Here is an 18,979-nt window from a genome sequence, read left to right on the forward strand (position 1 = left end):
ATTAGGGTAATAACATGCGAATAGGATTGATAGCAGCTGTAGTCTTTTTAGCGGGGTGCGTAAGCAACTCGCAACCTGGAAGTTACAATAGTAACTTTGACCGCCAGGAAGCTGCTAAAACTCGTATGTCTTTAGGGTTAACCTACCTTAAAAACAATAATTATAAACAAGCTAAAGTGAACTTAGACCAAGCGCTAGAGTACGATCCACGTTCAGCTGAAGTCAATTACGCTATTGCGTACTATTACCAACTGGTAGGGGACGTGAAGCGAGCCGATGATCTCTATCAAACGGCAATGTCGTTAGCACCATACAACGGTGATATCGCAAACAGTTATGGTGCGTTCAAGTGCCAAGACGGTGATTACGATGGCGCTAAGGAGTACTTCCTTAAGGCCGTCAGTAATCAACAATATGCTAATTCCGCAGAAACTTATGAAAATCTGGCCTTATGTGCTCAAAGCCAAGGTAATACTGAAGATGCTATTACCTATTTTCAAAGTGCACTCAAACACCAGCCCTTACGTGCTAAAAGCTTATATTTACTGACAGAGCTTTATGTTGCCACCGAGCAGTGGACATCAGCGAAGTACATGTTAGACAAGTATCAACGTGTCGCTAAACCTTCTCCCGATTCTTTATGGCTGTCTTTTGAAATACACCAAGGAACAAACGACTGGGAAGGGGCAAAAGAAGTGGGGTATCAATTATCAACCTTATTTCCAGACAGCCCGTATACAGCTGACTATAAGAATATTCTTGCGCAGCATACTCCACAGGTTGAACGAAAAGTAAAAGGGGAAGATACTAGTGCTGATAAAGTATCTAACTCAGTACAGGCAGAAACAGAAACAAAAACGGGGTTGTCTTCCCAGCAAGCGCAATTCCACATAGTAAAGGCGAACGAAAACCTTTATCGTATTTCTCTAAAGCATAACATTAAAATTACCTCGCTGAAGGAGTGGAACAACATTGAAAATGCTGGCTCGATTTTTGCCGGTATGAAGCTTTGGTTAGTACCACACAACATGCAAGGGGAATAGGAAGTCGAATGGTGTCAGAACAACAAACGACTGAAGAAGCAGGTTTAGCACAAGAATCTACCGTGCCAAGCCCAGGTAAAATGCTTCGAGAGCGACGGGAATCGCTAGGGCTAACTCAGCAACAAATTGCTGATAAGCTTTTCTTGAAAGTCTCGCAAATCAACGCCTTAGAAGAAGATGCTGTGGATAAAACCACGTCCATTACTTTCACCAAAGGCTATGTAAGAAACTACGCAAAACAACTAGGGCTAAATGCCGAACAGGTTGTTGCCGCTTTTGAGCAATATCATACAAGTGTGGAACCACCGGCTAAACTGCAGAGTTTTTCTCGTCGTGTCGCTAAACAGACACACGATGATCGCTGGATGATGGTTACCTATATTATTTTGTTGCTGATAATCGGTGGCATTGTAGCGTGGTGGGTTCAACAACCTAGTGATGAAGCTATCGTTGAAGCGCCTAATCTTGATAAAATTAAAGAGGAAGCGGCAAACACCTCCATTCCTGAAGCAACTATTCGTACCAATTCGGGTGTGTTAAACAGCACAATTCCTGATTCGACTACTGAAACGGGAAGTTCCACGCTTCCTCAATCTAGCGATGGCAACTTCAACAGTAGTGGCAATAGCAGCTTTGCGCCTTCACCATCTAATAGTCAACGTAATAGCAGTAATGCAGACGATGAAAGCTTGCCACCATCTGCAGGTATTAACCAAAGTAATAATCTGACAGCATTAGTGAGCGACTCAGATTCCGGCGAAATCCGCTTAGGTAACCAGGTTGCGAGTAATTCATCAACCTCAGGTAATCAAAGTGGGGCAGTGCCTATATCGATGACATTTACCTTTGATGATGATTGTTGGGTGAACATAAAAGACGCAACCGGTGAGGCAATTGCTTACGGTGTTAAGCAATCTGGCCGCGTAATGGAAATTCAAGGTGTGCCTCCTGTTGCAGTTACACTCGGCAAACCGGATAATGTACGTATATCAGTTAATGGCGACCCCGTGGATATCACAGCCTTTCAAAATGGCCAGATTGCGCGATTCTCGCTTCCTATGTAGGTAATTAGATGTTTGCAGAAAGTCCTATCAAACGCAGAAAGTCCACGCGTATTAATGTAGGTAATATTCCTATTGGCGATGGCGCGCCCATTGCCGTTCAATCTATGACGAACACTCGTACCACTGACGTGGCTGCGACGGTTGATCAAATTAATCGTATTGTCGCCGTGGGTGGCGAGATTGTTCGCGTGTCCGTGCCTACCATGGACGCCGCTGAAGCATTCAAAGAAATTCGTAAGCAAGTTAGCACGCCTTTGGTCGCTGATATTCATTTCGATTATCGTATAGCGCTTAAAGTGGCCGAGTACGGTGTTGATTGTTTGCGAATTAACCCAGGAAATATCGGCAATATGGAGCGTGTACGTTCTGTTGTTGATTGTGCCAAAGACAAGAACATCCCCATTCGCATTGGCGTAAATGGTGGCTCTCTCGAAAAAGACTTACAAGAAAAGTATGGCGAACCTACGCCTGAAGCTTTGGTTGAATCGGCCATGCGACATGTAGACATACTCGATAAGCTCAACTTCGACCAGTTTAAAGTGAGTGTTAAAGCCTCTGATGTGTTTCTGGCGGTAGGTGCTTATCGACTATTAGCGCAACAAATCGATCAGCCACTTCATTTAGGTATTACTGAAGCTGGCGGTCAACGTGCAGGCGCAGTAAAAAGCTCTGTTGGTTTAGGTATGCTGTTGGCAGAGGGTATCGGCGATACTATTCGTATTTCACTGGCTGCCGATCCGGTTGAAGAAATTAAAGTGGGTTTCGACATTTTAAAGTCGCTGCGAATTCGCTCTCGTGGCATTAACTTTATCGCATGCCCAAGCTGTTCAAGACAAGAGTTCGACGTAATCGGTACGGTCAATGCGTTAGAACAACGTCTTGAAGATATTCTAACGCCTATGGACGTGTCTATTATCGGCTGTGTTGTAAATGGTCCCGGTGAAGCTGAAGTATCAGACTTAGGCTTAACGGGCGCCAGAAACATGAGTGGGTTATACGAAGATGGTAAACGCGTGAAAGAACGATTAGCCAACGATGACCTTATCGATAAGCTTGAGGCAAGAATTCGTGCCAAAGCAACCCGTATGAGCGAAGCCAACAAAATACAGGTATCGGTGAAAGACTAAGCCTGTACGATTGTTGTTTATCTTCAAAGCCCCTATAATGCGGGGCTTTTCACTATTTAGCAGTATGAGAATTTCACGTGGCTAAGACTATTCAGGCAATTCGCGGAATGAATGATTGCCTGCCGGAAGTATCCGGTACATGGCAGAAAGTAGAATCTGTACTCCGTCAAGTGGTGGCCAGTTATGGCTATCAAGAAATTCGCACGCCTATTGTAGAGAGCACTGACTTGTTCAAGCGCTCTATTGGCGAAGTGACCGACATTGTCGAAAAGGAAATGTATACCTTTGAAGACAGAAACGGTGACAGTTTAACCCTTCGCCCTGAAGGTACTGCCAGCACGGTGCGTGCTGGCAATGAGCATGGCTTGTTGTACAACCAACAGCAGCGCTTGTGGTACATGGGGCCAATGTTCCGCCATGAACGTCCCCAAAAAGGGCGTTATCGCCAGTTCCACCAGTTCGGTGTTGAAACCTACGGCCTTGATGGCCCAGATATCGATTTGGAAGTGATTTTATTAAGCGCTCGACTATGGAAAGCGTTTGGTATTGAAAAACACGTTACCTTGCAAATTAACTCTTTAGGTTCAAACGAAGCCCGTCAGGCCTATCGTGAAACCTTAATTGGTTATTTGAAAGAACGCGCAGATAAGCTAGATGAAGAATCGCTTCGCCGGTTAGAGTCAAACCCACTTCGCGTACTTGATAGCAAGAACCCCAATGTGCAAGCGGCCATTGCTGATGCACCCTCTTTGCTCGATCATTTAGATGAAGAGTCTAAAACCCATTTTGATAATTTATGCGAACGATTAACACAGGCAGGTATTGCCTTTGAAATTAACCCTCGCTTAGTGCGCGGGCTTGATTATTATAATCGCACTGTTTTTGAGTGGGTAACCGAAAGCTTAGGTTCACAAGGCACAGTTTGTGCGGGCGGCCGGTACGATGGATTGGTAGAACAGTTAGGCGGAAAAGCAACGCCTGCAGTAGGTTTTGCCATGGGTATGGAACGTTTAGTTCTTTTGCTTACCACGTTAAGTGAAGACGCACTAGATTCTAGCAGTGCTGATGTGTATGTTACCGCGATGGGTGATGATGCTCAGGCTTATGCCTTAGAAGTATCAGAACACCTTCGTGATACATTGCCGAATGTGCGGGTGATGATGCACTGTGGCGGCGGAAACTTTAAAAAACAACTAAAACGCGCTGACAAAACAGGGGCAAGTTTTGCCTTGTTGTTAGGGTCACAAGAAATGCAATCACGTGAAGTGGCGGTAAAGCCGTTACGTGATGGTCAAGAGCAACAGACAATCGCTTTTGATGCGTTGTCGAGCACTATTGCCGACCTGCTGAACGCATAATAAGAGGAAATCATGGAACAATTCGCAACAGAAGACCAACAAGTAGAAGCGATTAAACGCTTTTGGAAAGAGCACGGTACCGCCATTATTGTAGGTGCAGCATTGGGTTTAGGTGGCCTTTGGGGCTGGCGTTATTACTCTGATACGCAGATGGCAACCAAAGAAGCGGCATCAGTGGAATACCAAAATGCAGTTGAAACCTATGGCGAAGAAGGTAGTGCAGATAAAATTACCGCCTTTATTAATGCAAACGAAGATTCTGGCTACGCCAGTATTGCTAGCCTTTTGGCAGCAAAACAAGCGGTAGATGCTGGCGATTTTGACGCCGCGGCTTCACACCTAAACCGTGTGGTTACCTTTGCTGAAAATGAAGAATTAAAAGCGCTAGCTGCTATTCGGTTAACGCGAGTACAAATTGAAATGAACCAGCTAGACGCTGCGTTGTCTACGCTAGGCAATATTACGAACGAAGCATTTGCTGCTGAAGTATCTGAGCTGAAAGGCGATGTATATCAGCAACAAAGTAAATTTGATGATGCTCGTTTAGCCTACTCAGGTGCGCTTGAAAAAAATGCCAACAACCCGTTATTGCAAATGAAGTTAGACAACTTAGCCGTTGCTGCGGGCCAATAAGCTGGTACATAAAAATAAAGAGGTAAGCAATTTGTTTCACAATACGTGTGGCCGTAAGGGCCGATTTGCTCGCGTGATGGGCATGGCATTGGCCATCTCTGTAACGCTTTCTGGTTGTTCTACCGTCTCTGATTGGTTTGCAGATGAAGAAGAGCTTGAAATTCGCCGTTTGAAACCAATCGATGCGAAGTTTACGCCCTCAGTAAAATGGGACAGAGACATCGGCGATGGTGTTGATCATTACTTCTCTCGTCTTCGTCCAGTATATGCTTACGAAAATCTTTATGCCGCCGATCGCCATGGCAGCGTTGTTGCTATGAACCCAGAGAGCGGTGATGTTCTGTGGGAACGCAACTTCGCCGTATTTGAAGGTGACGGTTGGTGGGACTCAATTGCACGTCTTTGGCGTAGTGGAGCAAGTGCACGTATTGGCGGCATTTCGGTTGCTGACCGATTATTGTTTGTAGGTACAGAAAACGGTGTCGTAATGGCACTTGACTACGAAACTGGCGAAACCAAGTGGGAAGCATCAATTCCTGGTGAAGTCTTAGCGGCTCCTTCTGCAGACGAAGGAATTCTGGTAGTTAACACTGGCGCGGGTACCTTGTTTGGTTTTGATACGCGTACTGGTGAGCAATTATGGCGACATGAAGGCGATACTCCTCCATTAACCCTTCGTGGTATTTCTGGCCCAGTAGCGGCAAACGGCGGCGCCTTAATTGGAACGCCTACGGGTAAGTTACAAGTTAACTTACTTGAGTCAGGTATTCTTGCCTGGGAAACGGTTATTGCCACGCCAACGGGCGCCACAGAGTTAGAACGTATTGTTGACCTTGATACCACCCCTGTACTTTTTGGCGGTACGATTTATACGGTTTCTTATAATGGTACGCTGGCAGCAGTAGAACTGCGTAGTGGCCGTATTATTTGGAAGCGTGAGTACGGTTCATATCGCAACCTAAGTATTGAAGGGAACAGTATTTTTGTTGTAGATAACAACTCTAATATTTATGCCCTAGACAGACGAAACGGTGTAGAGCTGTGGTCACAAGGAGGCTTAAAGTCTCGCTCTGTTACTGCGGCAACGCCAGTTGGTGAGCATATTGTTGTGGGTGACAACTGGGGCTTCGTTCATTGGATCGAACAAGAAACCGGCCAAATTGTGGCTCGCGTTGATGTAGGTGGCGACGATGAAGACGATGCTATATACGATGCACCATTGAACGTTGACGGAGTGGTAGTAACCATGACCCGTAACGGCGTAGTGGCAGCTATCTCTACCTTATAGCCTGTTCAACAGCATAATTTGTTGGATTGTTAGCCTAATATCTTCTGTTAGGCTGACGCATCATACCTAAACAGGTATAATGCCCAATCACACTCTGACCGCAAGTAAGCTATGCTTACTTGCGGTTTGTGTTTTTTAGCTTTTTTCCTTTAGGATTTGATACATGTTGCCCGTTGTTGCTTTGGTAGGCCGCCCTAATGTGGGTAAGTCCACCTTGTTTAATCGTTTAACTAATACACGTGATGCGCTGGTCGCTGATTACCCAGGGCTTACCCGTGACCGTAAATATGGTCAGGCTAAGTTTGAACAGCGTCAATTCATCGTGGTGGATACCGGCGGTATCACGGGTGACGAAGAAGGTATTGATGCTGAAATGGCGCAGCAGTCTCTTTTAGCCATTGAAGAAGCCGATGTAGTATTACTACTTGTTGACGCCAGAGCGGGTTTATTGCCAGCAGACCAAGGTATTGCTGATCACATACGTCGCCTAAATAAACAGGTATTTGTCGTTGCTAATAAAGTAGACGGTATAGATGGTGATAGCGAAAGCGCCGACTTTTACGCGTTGGGTTTAGGTACGGTTAAGCAAATTGCTGCGGCCCACGGGCGTGGTGTAAGCCAATTACTTCAAGATGCACTTGTGCCACTTGAAGCGTCTTTTCCTGACATGCGTATTGTTGAGGAAACGCAAGAAGAAGAGCTTGATGCGGAAGCGCAACTCAAACGTCTTCAAGACCAGCCTATTAAATTGGCGATTGTTGGCAAGCCTAACGTGGGTAAATCTACGTTAACGAATCGTATTTTAGGTGAAGAACGGGTTGTCGTTTTTGACCTACCTGGTACTACCCGTGATAGCGTTTTCATTCCAATGGAGCGTGACGATCGTGAATATATTCTCATCGATACCGCTGGGGTTCGCAAACGCAGAAAAGTGAATGAGGCGGTTGAAAAGTTCTCTATCGTTAAAACCTTGCAAGCGATTGATGAAGCAAACGTAGTGTTGATGGTCATTGATGCCCGTGAAGGTATTACCGACCAAGACTTAAGCTTACTCGGCTTTGTGTTAAATTCCGGTCGCTCACTGGTAATTGCAGTGAACAAGTGGGATGGGCTTAGTACTGATATTAAAAACGATATAAAGCGTGAACTCGATCGCCGTCTCGGTTTTATTGATTTTGCGCGTTTGCATTTTATCTCTGCAATGCACGGTACAGGTGTAGGTAACTTATTTGAATCAGTACAAGAAGCTTACCTGAGCGCCACTAAGCGTATTAATACCTCTATGCTTACGCAGATTATGGAAATGGCGCAAGATGACCATCAGCCGCCACTAGTGCGCGGACGTCGGGTTAAAATGAAATATGCCCATGCTGGTGGTTATAATCCGCCTGTGATTGTTATTCACGGTAACCAAGTTGACGATTTACCTACGTCGTACAAACGCTTCTTGATGAACTACTTCCGTAAAGCGCTTCAGGTGATGGGAACGCCTATACGTATTGAATTTAGGGAAGGGGCGAACCCGTTTGAAGGCAAAAAGAATAAGCTTACCCTTACTCAAGAACGTAAGCGCAAGCGTTTACTGTCTTATCATAGTAAGAAAAAATAGCCGAGCATTAGCGCCAGCGCGATAACAAAGCGCTTTGCTGCAATAACGAAATGCGGGTTTTGAAACGTACTATTTCATATATATTTCAAACAAATAAAAAGGTCGACGCTATTACAAGCGTCGACCTTTTTTGTTTTAGTGAGCGTATTCTTCACGCGTTTATTTATTATTTACGAAGGGATTTCATGAGCTTTTCGCTAAGTTTTCTATCTAAAAGCTAGTCGCCCAAAGCTAGTCGCTAAAAGTTAATCGCCACAAACGCCTAACTTCGAACTATTCTCTATGAGCCTATAATAACTCGCTTTTCAAAAGCCCCCTTGGCAGGGGGCTATTGGCCGAACATTCTACTTAAGCATGGCGCGAACTTGCTGCATCAGCATAGATTCTTCTGGCACTGTGATATGAGCAATGAGTTCGTTGGCTAAATCGTCAGAAAAGTCGCTAGGGAAGGTGGTAGCCACTTTCACTATTTTATCATTACGGGTAAATACATAGGTAGTCGCGAAAATAGGATCGTCTACTGGCGAGTCTGCTTTAAGCACTAATCGCCACCCATTGGCAAAACCCTTTACATTAAACGCCGATATTGGCTGGGGTTGAGAAAGGGTTAAATTGCGCGCGTTAGCGACGTGATCAGCTTTATTCCAGTCCTCATCTAGTTGCTGATGAAGTAAAGCGTCAGTGCGGGCTGAGTTTTCAATGCTGGTGTTCGCCGTGTCCGCTGTATCACTTGATGCATTTGTGTCGAGTTTCGCCAAAATGGGAAAAACCGTTACGTCCACTAAAGCATCTTCAAAGGAAGGATGGGTGTAGCGTGTAATCGAGCCCTTGAATGGGTCTGGATACAGCTGAGTATCAAGTCTGGTGAAATCACCCAAAGACTCAGGAACGCTCAAATGGTTGCCATAATCGCTTGCGTTCAGTGCATGATATAAAAAGGTTGGGGTGAACAGCTCATTTTCAGTAGCATGCTTGTACCAAGAAACAAGCGGTTCTATGGCCTTCTCTGTTGAAGCTTCACTGTCATTCACTTGGCTGGCAATAACCAAAGAATCAATCTCTATACCTCGCCATTGCAGGGTTAATTCAGTGAAGTGCTTTTCTTTGCTTAGCTTTTTACTTGGATTTACGGTTTCACCTTGCTTAGCCACGTTAGCAATAAGCAATTCATAGTCTGAGTCATTACCGAAAGGTTTAATCTCAGTGAACCAAGACTTTGTTATCAGTGTGGAGATAAATGCTTCTGGGGCAATAGTATCCTCAATACACTCCTGCGTAGCCTCTGTATCGCCACAGGCATCTAAAAGGGTTTCACTGGGGTAAGTAGAAAACACCGCCAGTGAAATTGCTATAGCAGGGGCTTCAGGCACAGCCGTCGATGAAGATGACGGTTCAGGCAAAATCGGCAACTCAGATAATGCTGCCTGTTGCTGACCATAAACGGCTGGTGCGCATAAAGAAGCTAGGGCTACTAACAACCAGAGCGAACGCGAAAAAATAGGAAACAAAAGTCAACCTTTATTGATGACGACGAATTTCCACTATTTTACTGGTTATTTCTCCATCAGTCACTCGAGACTTAAGTATATCGTTCTCTTTAACAGTATCCACTGACGTAACTGCCGTACCGTTCGACATGGTAATACTGTAGCCTCGAGACAATGTAGAAAGGGGACTGACCGACTGTAACAAACCGACTTTTGCAGCAAATGCCTGTTGTTTAGTATTCATTAGTTGCTTCATGTTATTACAAAGGGTTTTATGGGATTGTGCTATGCGCGCTTTAGCTTGATTTACTCTTACCGCTGGGCTTTGTTGCGCCAAGCGATTATTGATATGCTCGAACCGATTATTTTCGATAGCGAGTTTATTATTGATAGCATGGCTTAAGCGTAATTGAAGCCTATCAAGGGCTTGCCACTGATTTTGTATTTTGCTTTGCGGATGCACTGACTGTAAACGTTGGTGCCCGAGTTTATGCTGTTGCGCTAAATGACTGAGTTTTTGCAGCATGACACGGGTTAAGCGTTGCTTATATTGCACTAGGCTCTCACTGAGCGCGTTAGTATCCTGGCTCAATATTTCAGCGGCCGCCGAAGGAGTAGGGGCGCGTAAATCGGCAACAAAATCAGCAATAGTAAAATCAACCTCATGACCAACGGCGCTAATTAACGGCAATTGTGACTCGGCAATTTCTCTAGCAAGGTTTTCATTGTTAAAACACCATAAGTCTTCTAACGAGCCTCCACCACGAGTTAGCAAAAGTGCATCGACTTCATTTCGTTGATTCGCAGTGCGTAAAGCATTAATAAGCTGAGCTGGCGCGGTCTCACCTTGCACCATAGAAGGGTAAACAATAACTTCCGTTTGTGGGCTACGGCGTTTTAACACACTAAGTACGTCATGCAGCGCTGCGCCCGTTGATGAGGTAATAACACCAATACGATTAATAACCTCAGGCATAGGGCGTTTACGTTCGATACTGAACAAGCCTTCAGCGTTGAGCTTTGCTTTTAAAGCTTCATAGGCTTGCTGTAGTGCGCCTTCGCCGTCGCTTTCCATGTGCTCAATGACAAGCTGGTAGTCGCCTCTTGCTTCGTAAATACCCACGGATGCACGTACAAGTACCTTATCGCCTTCTTTCGGGCGCTGTTTTACAGTGCGATTAGTATTTTTAAACATGGCAGCACGCACTTGTGCCTTATTATCTTTTAACGTGAAATACCAATGACCGGAAGCGGCACTTACAAAATTAGATATTTCAGCGGATAACCATATAAGTCCCACTTCGCTTTCAAGCACGGTTCGAGCAAGCCGATTTAGCTTAGTAACTGTTAAAATTTGTCGCGATGTAGAGGGTGAAGATGTAAACATAAGAAAAAATCGTCTGGTTTAATAAAATAGAGTTTACCTGAAATCTAAAAAACACTACAATTGCGCCGCAATTAACCCTCAACTGAATAGGTGTTGTTGCATGCTACGAATCATCCAAGAAGCCCTGACGTTCGACGATGTGTTGCTGGTTCCCGGCCACTCGACAGTTCTTCCACATACTGCCAAACTTCAAACTCGTCTAACTCGTGGTGTCACGTTAAATATCCCTATGGTCTCTGCGGCGATGGATACCGTCTCTGAAGCACGCCTAGCGATTGCACTTGCTCAAGAGGGCGGCATCGGTTTCATTCACAAAAACATGGAACCTGCGCAGCAGGCAAAACATGTTCGTGAAGTGAAAAAGTACGAAAGTGGCGTGGTATCAGACCCCGTTACGGTTGCTAAAGATGCCACAATCGGCGAAGTTATTAACCTTTCTAAGCGCCTTGGTTACTCTGGTTTCCCGGTAACCGACCATCAAAATAACCTCATTGGTATCGTTACTGGCCGTGATTTACGTTTTGAAAAACGTCTTGAGCTGCCTATTAGTAATGTTATGACAGGTAAAGACGACCTTGTTACTGTTAAAGAAGGTGCAAGTTCAGATCAAGTACTCGATCTTATGCATGAACACCGCATTGAAAAAATTCTTGTGGTAGATGATGCGTTCAAACTTACCGGTCTTATTACGGTTAAAGATTTTCAAAAAGCCGAAAACAAACCAAATGCCTGTAAAGATTCGTTGGGTCGATTACGCGTTGGTGCTGCGGTTAGCGTTGGGCCAGGTACTGATGAGCGCATTCAACTTTTAGTTGAAGCCGGTGTAGATGTTTTACTTATCGATACCTCTCATGGTCATTCGCAAGGCGTTATTGACCGCGTTAAGAAAGTACGTACCGATTATCCTGATGTACAAATTATTGCAGGTAACGTTGCAACCGGTGATGGTGCAAAAGCACTGGCCGATGCAGGCGTTGATGCGGTTAAAGTAGGTATAGGCCCAGGTTCTATTTGTACTACCCGAATCGTTACCGGTTGTGGTGTACCACAAATTACCGCGGTATCTGATGCGGTAGATGCACTTGCAGGTACAGACATTCCGGTTATTGCCGATGGCGGTATTCGTTTCTCTGGTGATATCGCGAAAGCCCTAGCCGCTGGCGCAAGCTGCGTAATGGTAGGTAGCATGTTAGCGGGAACGGAAGAAGCGCCAGGTGAAGTTGAACTTTATCAAGGTCGTTACTTCAAATCGTACCGCGGTATGGGCTCACTAGGCGCAATGAACCAAAATCACGGCTCATCTGACCGTTACTTCCAAGAATCAAACAATGCAGAAAAACTTGTGCCTGAAGGTATTGAAGGTCGCGTAGCTTATAAAGGGCCTATTGCGAATATCATCCATCAGCAAATGGGTGGGCTACGCTCAGCGATGGGGCTTACCGGCTGTGGCAGTATTGATGAACTTCGCACTAAAGCGCAGTTTGTTCGTGTTACCTCAGCAGGTATGGGCGAATCTCACGTTCATGATGTTAGCATTACTAAAGAAGCGCCGAACTACCGTCTAGGCTAGATTCGCGACAAGATATAACCATATACAGCGCATCGTGAGGCGGTTAACTTTCCGCCTCATTGCCGCCTTCGTTCTATTATAAAACGGGTAAAAACATGACCACAAATATCCATGACCAACGCATTCTTATTTTAGATTTTGGTTCACAGTACACGCAGCTAATAGCACGCCGTGTACGTGAAATAGGCGTTTATTGTGAGCTTTGGGCTTGGGATGTGACCGAAGAGCAAATTCGAGAATTTAATCCACAAGGTATTATTTTGTCGGGCGGCCCTGAATCGGTGACCGAAGAAAACTCTCCTCGCGCCCCAGAATACGTGTTCGAAGCTGGCGTGCCTGTTTTTGGTATCTGTTATGGCATGCAAACCATGGCGGCCCAACTGGGCGGCGGTGTTTTAGGCTCTGACAAGCGAGAATTTGGTTACGCACAGGTCGAAATTATTAAACCTACGTCTTTACTTAGCCACATTGAAGATAGCATTGGTGAAAATGGCAATGCACTGCTCGATGTATGGATGAGTCACGGTGATAAAGTTGCCGCAGTACCTGCTGGATTCGAAACTATCGCGCAAACGGCTTCTTGTCCGCACGCTGCTATGTATAACGAAGAAAAGCAATTTTACGGTGTTCAGTTTCACCCTGAGGTTACCCACACTAAGCAAGGCATGCGTTTGCTTAGCCACTTTGTCATGGATGTGTGTAAATGTGAGAAATTATGGACTGCCGATGCCATTATTGAAGATGCGATTGCGCGCATTCAACAAAAGGTTGGCGACGACCGCGTTATATTAGGTTTATCTGGCGGCGTAGATTCTTCTGTTACTGCCATGCTGCTTCACCGCGCTATTGGTGAGAACCTAACCTGTGTGTTCGTAGATAACGGCTTGCTTCGTTTGAACGAAGCAGATCAAGTAATGGAAATGTTTGGTGACCATTTCGGTCTCAATATTATTCGTATTGACGCGGAAGAGCGTTTCTTAGGCCGATTAAAAGATATCGAAGATCCAGAGCTTAAGCGCAAAGCGATTGGTAATGAATTCGTCCGTGTGTTCGATGAAGAAGCTGGAAAGCTTGCCAATGCGAAATGGTTAGCTCAGGGCACTATCTACCCAGATGTGATTGAATCAGCCGGTTCTGCAACAGGTAAGGCCCATGTGATTAAGTCTCACCACAATGTGGGTGGCTTGCCAGAAGATATGGCGCTAGGTTTAGTGGAGCCATTGCGAGAACTGTTTAAAGATGAAGTGCGTAAAATTGGTCTTGAGCTAGGTTTACCGTATGACATGCTTTATCGCCACCCATTCCCAGGGCCTGGTTTAGGTGTACGCGTTCTTGGTGAAGTGAAAAAAGAGTATTGCGATTTGCTACGACGCGCAGACGCTATTTTCATTGAAGAGTTGTACAACGCTGATTTATACCAAAAAGTCAGCCAAGCCTTTACTGTATTCTTACCTGTACGTTCTGTGGGCGTAATGGGTGATGCCCGTAAATACGATTGGGTTGTATCGCTGCGTGCGGTAGAAACAATCGACTTCATGACAGCGCATTGGGCGCATTTACCTTATGATTTCTTAGGTAAAGTATCGAATCGTATCATCAACGAAATTGATGGTATCTCCCGTGTTGTTTACGATATATCGGGTAAACCGCCAGCGACGATTGAATGGGAATAAGAAAAGGCCGAAAGGCCTTTTTTTTTGACTATAATATTTACGTATTAACGAATAGGTAAAGGTATTCAGCGTGATACCTTTTCTGTCACGTTTCTGTCATTAACATATCATTTAATGGCGGCGTTCCACGATTTTCGCATTTTTATTAGACTAAAGGTTTACCGCTGTGTTCAATTATACCAGTATCAGTCGATTGGTAATTACCCCTGTGCTTGCGAGCTTATGTTTATTGGTTTTTCTAAACGCCGCATCCATCTATAAATCTTTCTCGCTGTTAAGCAGTTTCGAATCACTAGAGCATACCCTTGTTCAGGCAGAGCGTGACGTTAACGCAACCTTAAATACCTTCAAAACCCAAGTTCAGGAGTGGAAAAATACATTGCTGAGAGGACACAACAACGACGATCGTGAAAAGTACTGGTCTCGCTTTCAAAAACGCGAAGCCGAGATAAAGCAACAATTTAGCCAAATGCTGGCAAACCCTGTAGTAAGCGACAAAGCCAAAGCGGATATTCGAAAATTCCAAACAGCGCACGCCTATATGGCCGAAAAGTATAGAGAAGGTTATGCAGCTTTTATCGCATCGAGCTTTGACCCGAAAGTAGGGGATAGCTATGTTCGTGGTATCGACCGAGAGCCAGCAAAACTACTTGAAAGTATTGCCGATGAAATAGCGAATCAATCTGCACTCGCCATCACCGACTTAAAGGACGGTACGCGCAGGATGTTATGGCTCATTTTGCTTGCTGCTATTGTGCTATCACTGCTATCTGTAGTTTATGTAATTAGTCGTCTTCGCTCCCAAGTGATTAATCCTACTCGTGAAGTAGCCGCGTGTATTTCTAACCTCGCTACTAGTCAATACGATTACCCGCTGACTTATTCAAGTGGACACGAGCTAGGCATTTTGGCTGATTCTGCCAGAGCATTACAAAGCAAATTAAAAAGCTCGGTTACACAGTTGCATCAAACTGAATTAGAAATGGAACGGGCTTTCGTTGCCCTTGGCGATGTGGGGCAATCAATCATGGATGGCGCGGTAGAGCAGCGCGATGCTTCACTTTCGTTAGATGCCACCACTGATAAATTAAAAGGCATAGTGCAGAACTTGGTTGCGATTACCGACCAAGTGGCTGTGGCTACCAAAAATTCAGAAGAGAACGTAGCGAGTTGCTATTCAACTTTTGAGCGAGCGAATGCAGGGTTTAAGCAACTAGCAAAAACAGTAACAGAGTCGAGCGATATTGTAAGCGACCTACAAAGCCGCAGTAAAAATATTCTCAAAGTGGTTAATGTGATTAACGAAATTGCCGATCAAACCAACTTATTAGCCCTGAATGCTGCCATTGAAGCCGCTCGGGCAGGCGAGCATGGCAGAGGCTTTGCCGTGGTAGCAGATGAAGTGCGGGCGTTGGCAGCGAAAACACAGCAATCGACGAAAGAGATAAACGATATTCTTAGTAGTTTTGAAGCCGAAGCCCGTGGAGCCGTGTTGGCCATGGAAGAAGGTAAGCAGCTCTCAGACAGCAATGCGGCTGAAGCTGCTATTGCATTACAAACCCTGAATAATGTGGTTGATGATATTAAGGAAACGGCAAGCGTTGTGGTTGCCCTTAATGAAGCAGCTGACGAGCAAGAGGCAGTGTTATCGCAGGTGGAAAGTATTATTGCGAATGTGGTGGCATCGTCTGACCGCTATCATAAATTGGCGCAACGTGATGACATGGCTGAGTCGATGAAGAGTATGTCGGTCAATGTGGAAAAAGTGGTGAACAGTTTAACCCGCTAATACATGATATTGCGTATAATGAAATGAAGTTAGTTTAAGTGCATGCTTCGTTTTCACAAACTCACTGGGGTTTTCGCCGCAAATAAAACAAGGTAGTGACTGAGACGTTATGATCCCACTGGTATTCCATCCTATTTATAGCCAACTCAGCTTACCTGAACGCCATCGCTTCCCCATTGATAAATACCAAGGTATTCGAAATGCGTTATCGGCTCATGGTGTCGCTGATAATGTATTTCACACACCTTCGCCGTTTGCGGTATCAGAGTTGGAGTCTCACTTTGACAAAGACTATGTTCAGCAGTTAACAAGCGGCACATTAGATAAAAAAGCCATGCGTCGTATTGGCTTTCCTTGGTCTGATCAACTTATCGAACGTACGCTGACTGCAGTGGCTGGCACCTGTTTAACTGCCCAATTGGCTATAAAGCATGGTAAGGCGTTGAATTTGACCGGCGGCTACCATCATGCTTTCTCAGACTTTGGATCAGGGTTTTGCTTATTTAACGATTTATTTCTTGCCGCTAAAGCGATGCAAAAATGTGATGGTATAGATAATGTGTTAATTATCGACTTTGACGTCCATCAGGGTGACGGTACCGCTAAGCTTGCTCAATACGATAATAGTATTTTCACTGTGTCAGTTCATGGTGAGAAAAACTTCCCTTATCGAAAGCAGCATTCAAATATCGATATAGGTATGGTGAAGGGCTGTGAAGACGACGAATATTTAAATGCGGTACAAGAAACCCTCGCCATGGTGGCCATGCAATTTCAAGCAGATGCCATTATTTATGACGCTGGCGTAGATATTCATATTAATGACGATTTGGGTTTATTAAATATCACAACCGAAGGCGTTAGTGCTCGAGATGATATGGTTTTTGCGTTTGCTGAACGCATGGGAGTACCCATTGCGGCGGTTATTGGTGGTGGTTATCAGCGCGATATAGAAGCGTTAGTGGATGTTCATTTGCAATTGTATAAAGCTGCTGGTGTTATTTAAATAAGAGGCCCATCAAATAAGGCCTCTTATTGATTTAATGCTTATAGGAAAAGTAGCTGGAAGCCTAAACCCACACGCTCTTGAGAGCGGTTATAATCAATCAGTGAGTCGCCATAGCCGTTAAAGTACTGAAACAGTAATTCATAACGGTCGGTAAGCGGATAGGTTAAATCAACTTGAATACTACCTCGGTTATTCCCTAAGTTAAGGTTATTGCGAAGCAATGCCATTACTTTGAAATTACCAAGCTTTCGCCCGTAACCAAATTCCATACGGCCATAATAGTTTTCGATATCAGGATTATCATCACCGGTAGGGTCAAGGGGGTCTTCTTTGTCGTCTTCAGGAATACGATACCAAGTTTTTAAATAATAAATATCATCTTGGTCACTAAACACAACAGAGGCGAAAATACGGTTCCAGCTTCTAGAGCTAAGGCCACTCTGTCCGTTAGACATATGGTTGAACCCTACTTGAAAGGTATTAAATTTATACCCTAAAACGGAATAGTCTGCCGTTTCTTGCCAAAATATTTCTGGCTCATAATTGGTTTCTCTGAAAGGTTTAGACACTTCGCTGTTGTATAACTGCCAAAACGAAGTAAGGGTAAAGCCAAGGTAAACGCCGTCAAACCCAGTGTCTTCCAAATAAAGAGGCAGCTTTACGCTAACCTGAAATTTGGCTTCTTTTTTATCGACATTTTCTTCTGTGAGTTCGTCATTACCGTTTGAATTTGGATTGGTAATGTAAGTCATAGGAAGTAAATAGTTTTGTCTATGCTGTGTGATAGCAAAAACGTTATCAATGGCTTCCTTGTCACCTTCCAAGCGGTTATCGAGCGCACTTTCAGTTGTGGTATCTCGTTTAATGATATCAATGACTTCAATATCACTTTCTTGTTCGTCTTGCGTATTTTCTTGGGCAAGGACATTTATGCTGCACAGACTGACTGCAGCCAATATTAAAAATGGCTTAAACACTGACACTGGTGGTGTTCTCCGTTAGGTAAGTCGTTATTATTTGCTGAGTTATCTTAATCAGCGAAGTCCAATGTTTGGCCTTCCGCTGATGCAAATATTTTAAGGTTCGATTCTGCAATAGTGATGTAATCTATACAGTGTTCAACCACCATATCAATATCCTCATCTGTGCGATCTGGATCATGGCTATACAGCGCTAATTGTTTTGAATTGCTTGCCATGGCGAGTTTTACCGCTTCTTCAGCAACTGAATGACCCCAACCTGTTTTAGCAGGCATATCTGACATCATATATTGTGCATCGTGAATAATAACGTCTGCATTTCTAGCAAAATCGACAAATGTTAGAAAGTCAGTTTCTTTTTTATACGGCGGGTAGAGTTCGTTGTCAGTAATGTAGGCTATTTTAGTGCCTTTTTCTTCAATACTATAGGCGCTACCCTTGCCAGGGTGATTAATTGGTATTCGGCGAATGGTCGCAGAACCAATTTCCCAAATATCTTGCTCAGGCGGAATAATGGTTAGATGGAGCTTCGATTGTAACGCACTGACAGGAACAGGAAACGTTGAGCCTTCCATTTGTTTTAAAATTTGATCGTGTTCGGGCAAGGTCGTTTGCCCTGGATAAATATAGATATCTCTGTCTTTTTGAAAGATAGGGCTAAAGAATGGAAAACCTTGTATGTGATCCCAGTGATTATGGCTGAGCAACAAGTGAATAGGGGTATCTTTGCTGCGAAGTTTATTTCCCAACAGCCTGATACCCGTTCCCGAATCAAGCACAATATCTGTACCATCGGCTAATTCAATATGAACGCATGCGGTATTACCACCATAGCGAGCATAGGCTTTTCCAGGAGTAGGAATAGAGCCTCTCACGCCGTAAAATGTTAACCGCATATGTTCACCGTTTTTATTTTTTTAGCTAACCGCTATTGCAAAGCTATATACAAAATTAAATGCAAG

General features: G+C 44.5%; 15 protein-coding genes. 11 read left to right on the plus strand and 4 right to left on the minus strand.

Translation table 11 applies throughout. The features are described from left to right. The first annotated feature begins 14 nt into the window (after positions 1-14). The 7 genes from pilW to der all read left to right on the plus strand — a co-directional run bounded on the left by pilW (position 15) and on the right by der (position 8,122). Complete coding sequence (gene pilW / locus J8L84_RS09935) at positions 15-1,043, plus strand: type IV pilus biogenesis/stability protein PilW (RefSeq protein WP_211070557.1); 1,029 nt, start codon at positions 15-17, stop codon at positions 1,041-1,043. 8 nt (positions 1,044-1,051) lie between these two features. Continuing rightward, entirely contained in the window at positions 1,052-2,107 is a 1,056-nt protein-coding gene (locus tag J8L84_RS09940; RefSeq protein ID WP_211070558.1) for a RodZ domain-containing protein, read from the plus strand. Positions 2,108-2,115: 8 nt separating this feature from the next. Continuing rightward, positions 2,116-3,234 (plus strand): flavodoxin-dependent (E)-4-hydroxy-3-methylbut-2-enyl-diphosphate synthase, encoded by a 1,119-nt coding sequence (gene ispG / locus J8L84_RS09945; RefSeq protein ID WP_013783286.1) that lies wholly within the window; start codon positions 2,116-2,118, stop codon positions 3,232-3,234. A 77-nt stretch (positions 3,235-3,311) separates the two neighbouring features. Beyond that, positions 3,312-4,592, plus strand: coding sequence for a histidine--tRNA ligase (gene hisS, locus J8L84_RS09950; protein WP_211070559.1), 1,281 nt, complete (start codon positions 3,312-3,314; stop codon positions 4,590-4,592). A gap of 12 nt (positions 4,593-4,604) precedes the next feature. Next, positions 4,605-5,225 carry a tetratricopeptide repeat protein gene (locus J8L84_RS09955; protein ID WP_211070560.1) on the plus strand — a complete coding sequence of 207 codons (621 nt, stop codon included), beginning with the start codon at positions 4,605-4,607 and terminating at the stop codon, positions 5,223-5,225. 31 nt (positions 5,226-5,256) lie between these two features. Next, complete coding sequence (gene bamB, locus J8L84_RS09960) at positions 5,257-6,513, plus strand: outer membrane protein assembly factor BamB (protein ID WP_211070561.1); 1,257 nt, start codon at positions 5,257-5,259, stop codon at positions 6,511-6,513. Positions 6,514-6,676: 163 nt separating this feature from the next. Next, positions 6,677-8,122, plus strand: a complete 1,446-nt coding sequence (gene der, locus J8L84_RS09965; RefSeq protein ID WP_211070562.1) for a ribosome biogenesis GTPase Der — start codon at positions 6,677-6,679, stop codon at positions 8,120-8,122. Positions 8,123-8,466: 344 nt separating this feature from the next. Here der and J8L84_RS09970 read toward each other — a convergent pair whose 3' ends face one another. Together J8L84_RS09970 and xseA are read right to left on the minus strand one after the other, a co-directional pair. Next, entirely contained in the window at positions 8,467-9,630 is a 1,164-nt protein-coding gene (locus J8L84_RS09970; protein ID WP_211070563.1) for a hypothetical protein, read from the minus strand. A gap of 10 nt (positions 9,631-9,640) precedes the next feature. Next, positions 9,641-10,996 carry an exodeoxyribonuclease VII large subunit gene (gene xseA, locus J8L84_RS09975; protein WP_211070564.1) on the minus strand — a complete coding sequence of 452 codons (1,356 nt, stop codon included), beginning with the start codon at positions 10,994-10,996 and terminating at the stop codon, positions 9,641-9,643. A gap of 100 nt (positions 10,997-11,096) precedes the next feature. On the opposite strand from xseA, the gene guaB reads away from it, so the two are divergent. From guaB to J8L84_RS09995, 4 genes are all read left to right on the plus strand, one after another. After that, the gene (guaB, locus tag J8L84_RS09980) at positions 11,097-12,566 is read left to right on the plus strand and encodes an IMP dehydrogenase (RefSeq protein WP_062087657.1); all 1,470 of its coding nucleotides are present in this window, start codon (positions 11,097-11,099) and stop codon (positions 12,564-12,566) included. 95 nt (positions 12,567-12,661) lie between these two features. Then, positions 12,662-14,239: a glutamine-hydrolyzing GMP synthase gene (gene guaA, locus J8L84_RS09985; RefSeq protein WP_211070565.1), complete on the plus strand. Its 1,578-nt coding sequence runs from the start codon at positions 12,662-12,664 to the stop codon at positions 14,237-14,239. Between the two features lie 166 nt (positions 14,240-14,405). Further along, positions 14,406-16,028 carry a methyl-accepting chemotaxis protein gene (locus J8L84_RS09990; protein WP_211070566.1) on the plus strand — a complete coding sequence of 541 codons (1,623 nt, stop codon included), beginning with the start codon at positions 14,406-14,408 and terminating at the stop codon, positions 16,026-16,028. Between the two features lie 109 nt (positions 16,029-16,137). Then, complete coding sequence (locus tag J8L84_RS09995; protein ID WP_211070567.1) at positions 16,138-17,034, plus strand: histone deacetylase; 897 nt, start codon at positions 16,138-16,140, stop codon at positions 17,032-17,034. Positions 17,035-17,075: 41 nt separating this feature from the next. Here the strand turns inward: J8L84_RS09995 and J8L84_RS10000 are convergent, their stop codons facing one another. Together J8L84_RS10000 and J8L84_RS10005 are read right to left on the minus strand one after the other, a co-directional pair. Further along, the gene (locus tag J8L84_RS10000; RefSeq protein ID WP_211070568.1) at positions 17,076-18,020 is read right to left on the minus strand and encodes a phospholipase A; all 945 of its coding nucleotides are present in this window, start codon (positions 18,018-18,020) and stop codon (positions 17,076-17,078) included. A gap of 47 nt (positions 18,021-18,067) precedes the next feature. Beyond that, positions 18,068-18,913: an MBL fold metallo-hydrolase gene (locus tag J8L84_RS10005; RefSeq protein ID WP_211070569.1), complete on the minus strand. Its 846-nt coding sequence runs from the start codon at positions 18,911-18,913 to the stop codon at positions 18,068-18,070. Positions 18,914-18,979: the final 66 nt, after the last annotated feature.

The sequence above is a fragment of the Alteromonas sp. MMG017 genome (genome assembly GCF_018100795.1).
Lineage (GTDB): Bacteria > Pseudomonadota > Gammaproteobacteria > Enterobacterales > Alteromonadaceae > Alteromonas.

What these genes read in the sequence shown, in the direction of transcription:
- pilW (WP_211070557.1), top strand. Translation starts at nt 15, where the DNA reads ATGCGAATAGGATTGATAGCAGCTGTAGTCTTTTTAGCGGGGTGCGTA.
- J8L84_RS09940 (WP_211070558.1), top strand. Translation starts at nt 1,052, where the DNA reads ATGGTGTCAGAACAACAAACGACTGAAGAAGCAGGTTTAGCACAAGAA.
- ispG (WP_013783286.1), top strand. Translation starts at nt 2,116, where the DNA reads ATGTTTGCAGAAAGTCCTATCAAACGCAGAAAGTCCACGCGTATTAAT.
- J8L84_RS09955 (WP_211070560.1), top strand. Translation starts at nt 4,605, where the DNA reads ATGGAACAATTCGCAACAGAAGACCAACAAGTAGAAGCGATTAAACGC.
- der (WP_211070562.1), top strand. Translation starts at nt 6,677, where the DNA reads ATGTTGCCCGTTGTTGCTTTGGTAGGCCGCCCTAATGTGGGTAAGTCC.
- xseA (WP_211070564.1), bottom strand. Translation starts at nt 10,996, where the DNA reads ATGTTTACATCTTCACCCTCTACATCGCGACAAATTTTAACAGTTACT.
- guaB (WP_062087657.1), top strand. Translation starts at nt 11,097, where the DNA reads ATGCTACGAATCATCCAAGAAGCCCTGACGTTCGACGATGTGTTGCTG.
- guaA (WP_211070565.1), top strand. Translation starts at nt 12,662, where the DNA reads ATGACCACAAATATCCATGACCAACGCATTCTTATTTTAGATTTTGGT.
- J8L84_RS09995 (WP_211070567.1), top strand. Translation starts at nt 16,138, where the DNA reads ATGATCCCACTGGTATTCCATCCTATTTATAGCCAACTCAGCTTACCT.
- J8L84_RS10005 (WP_211070569.1), bottom strand. Translation starts at nt 18,913, where the DNA reads ATGCGGTTAACATTTTACGGCGTGAGAGGCTCTATTCCTACTCCTGGA.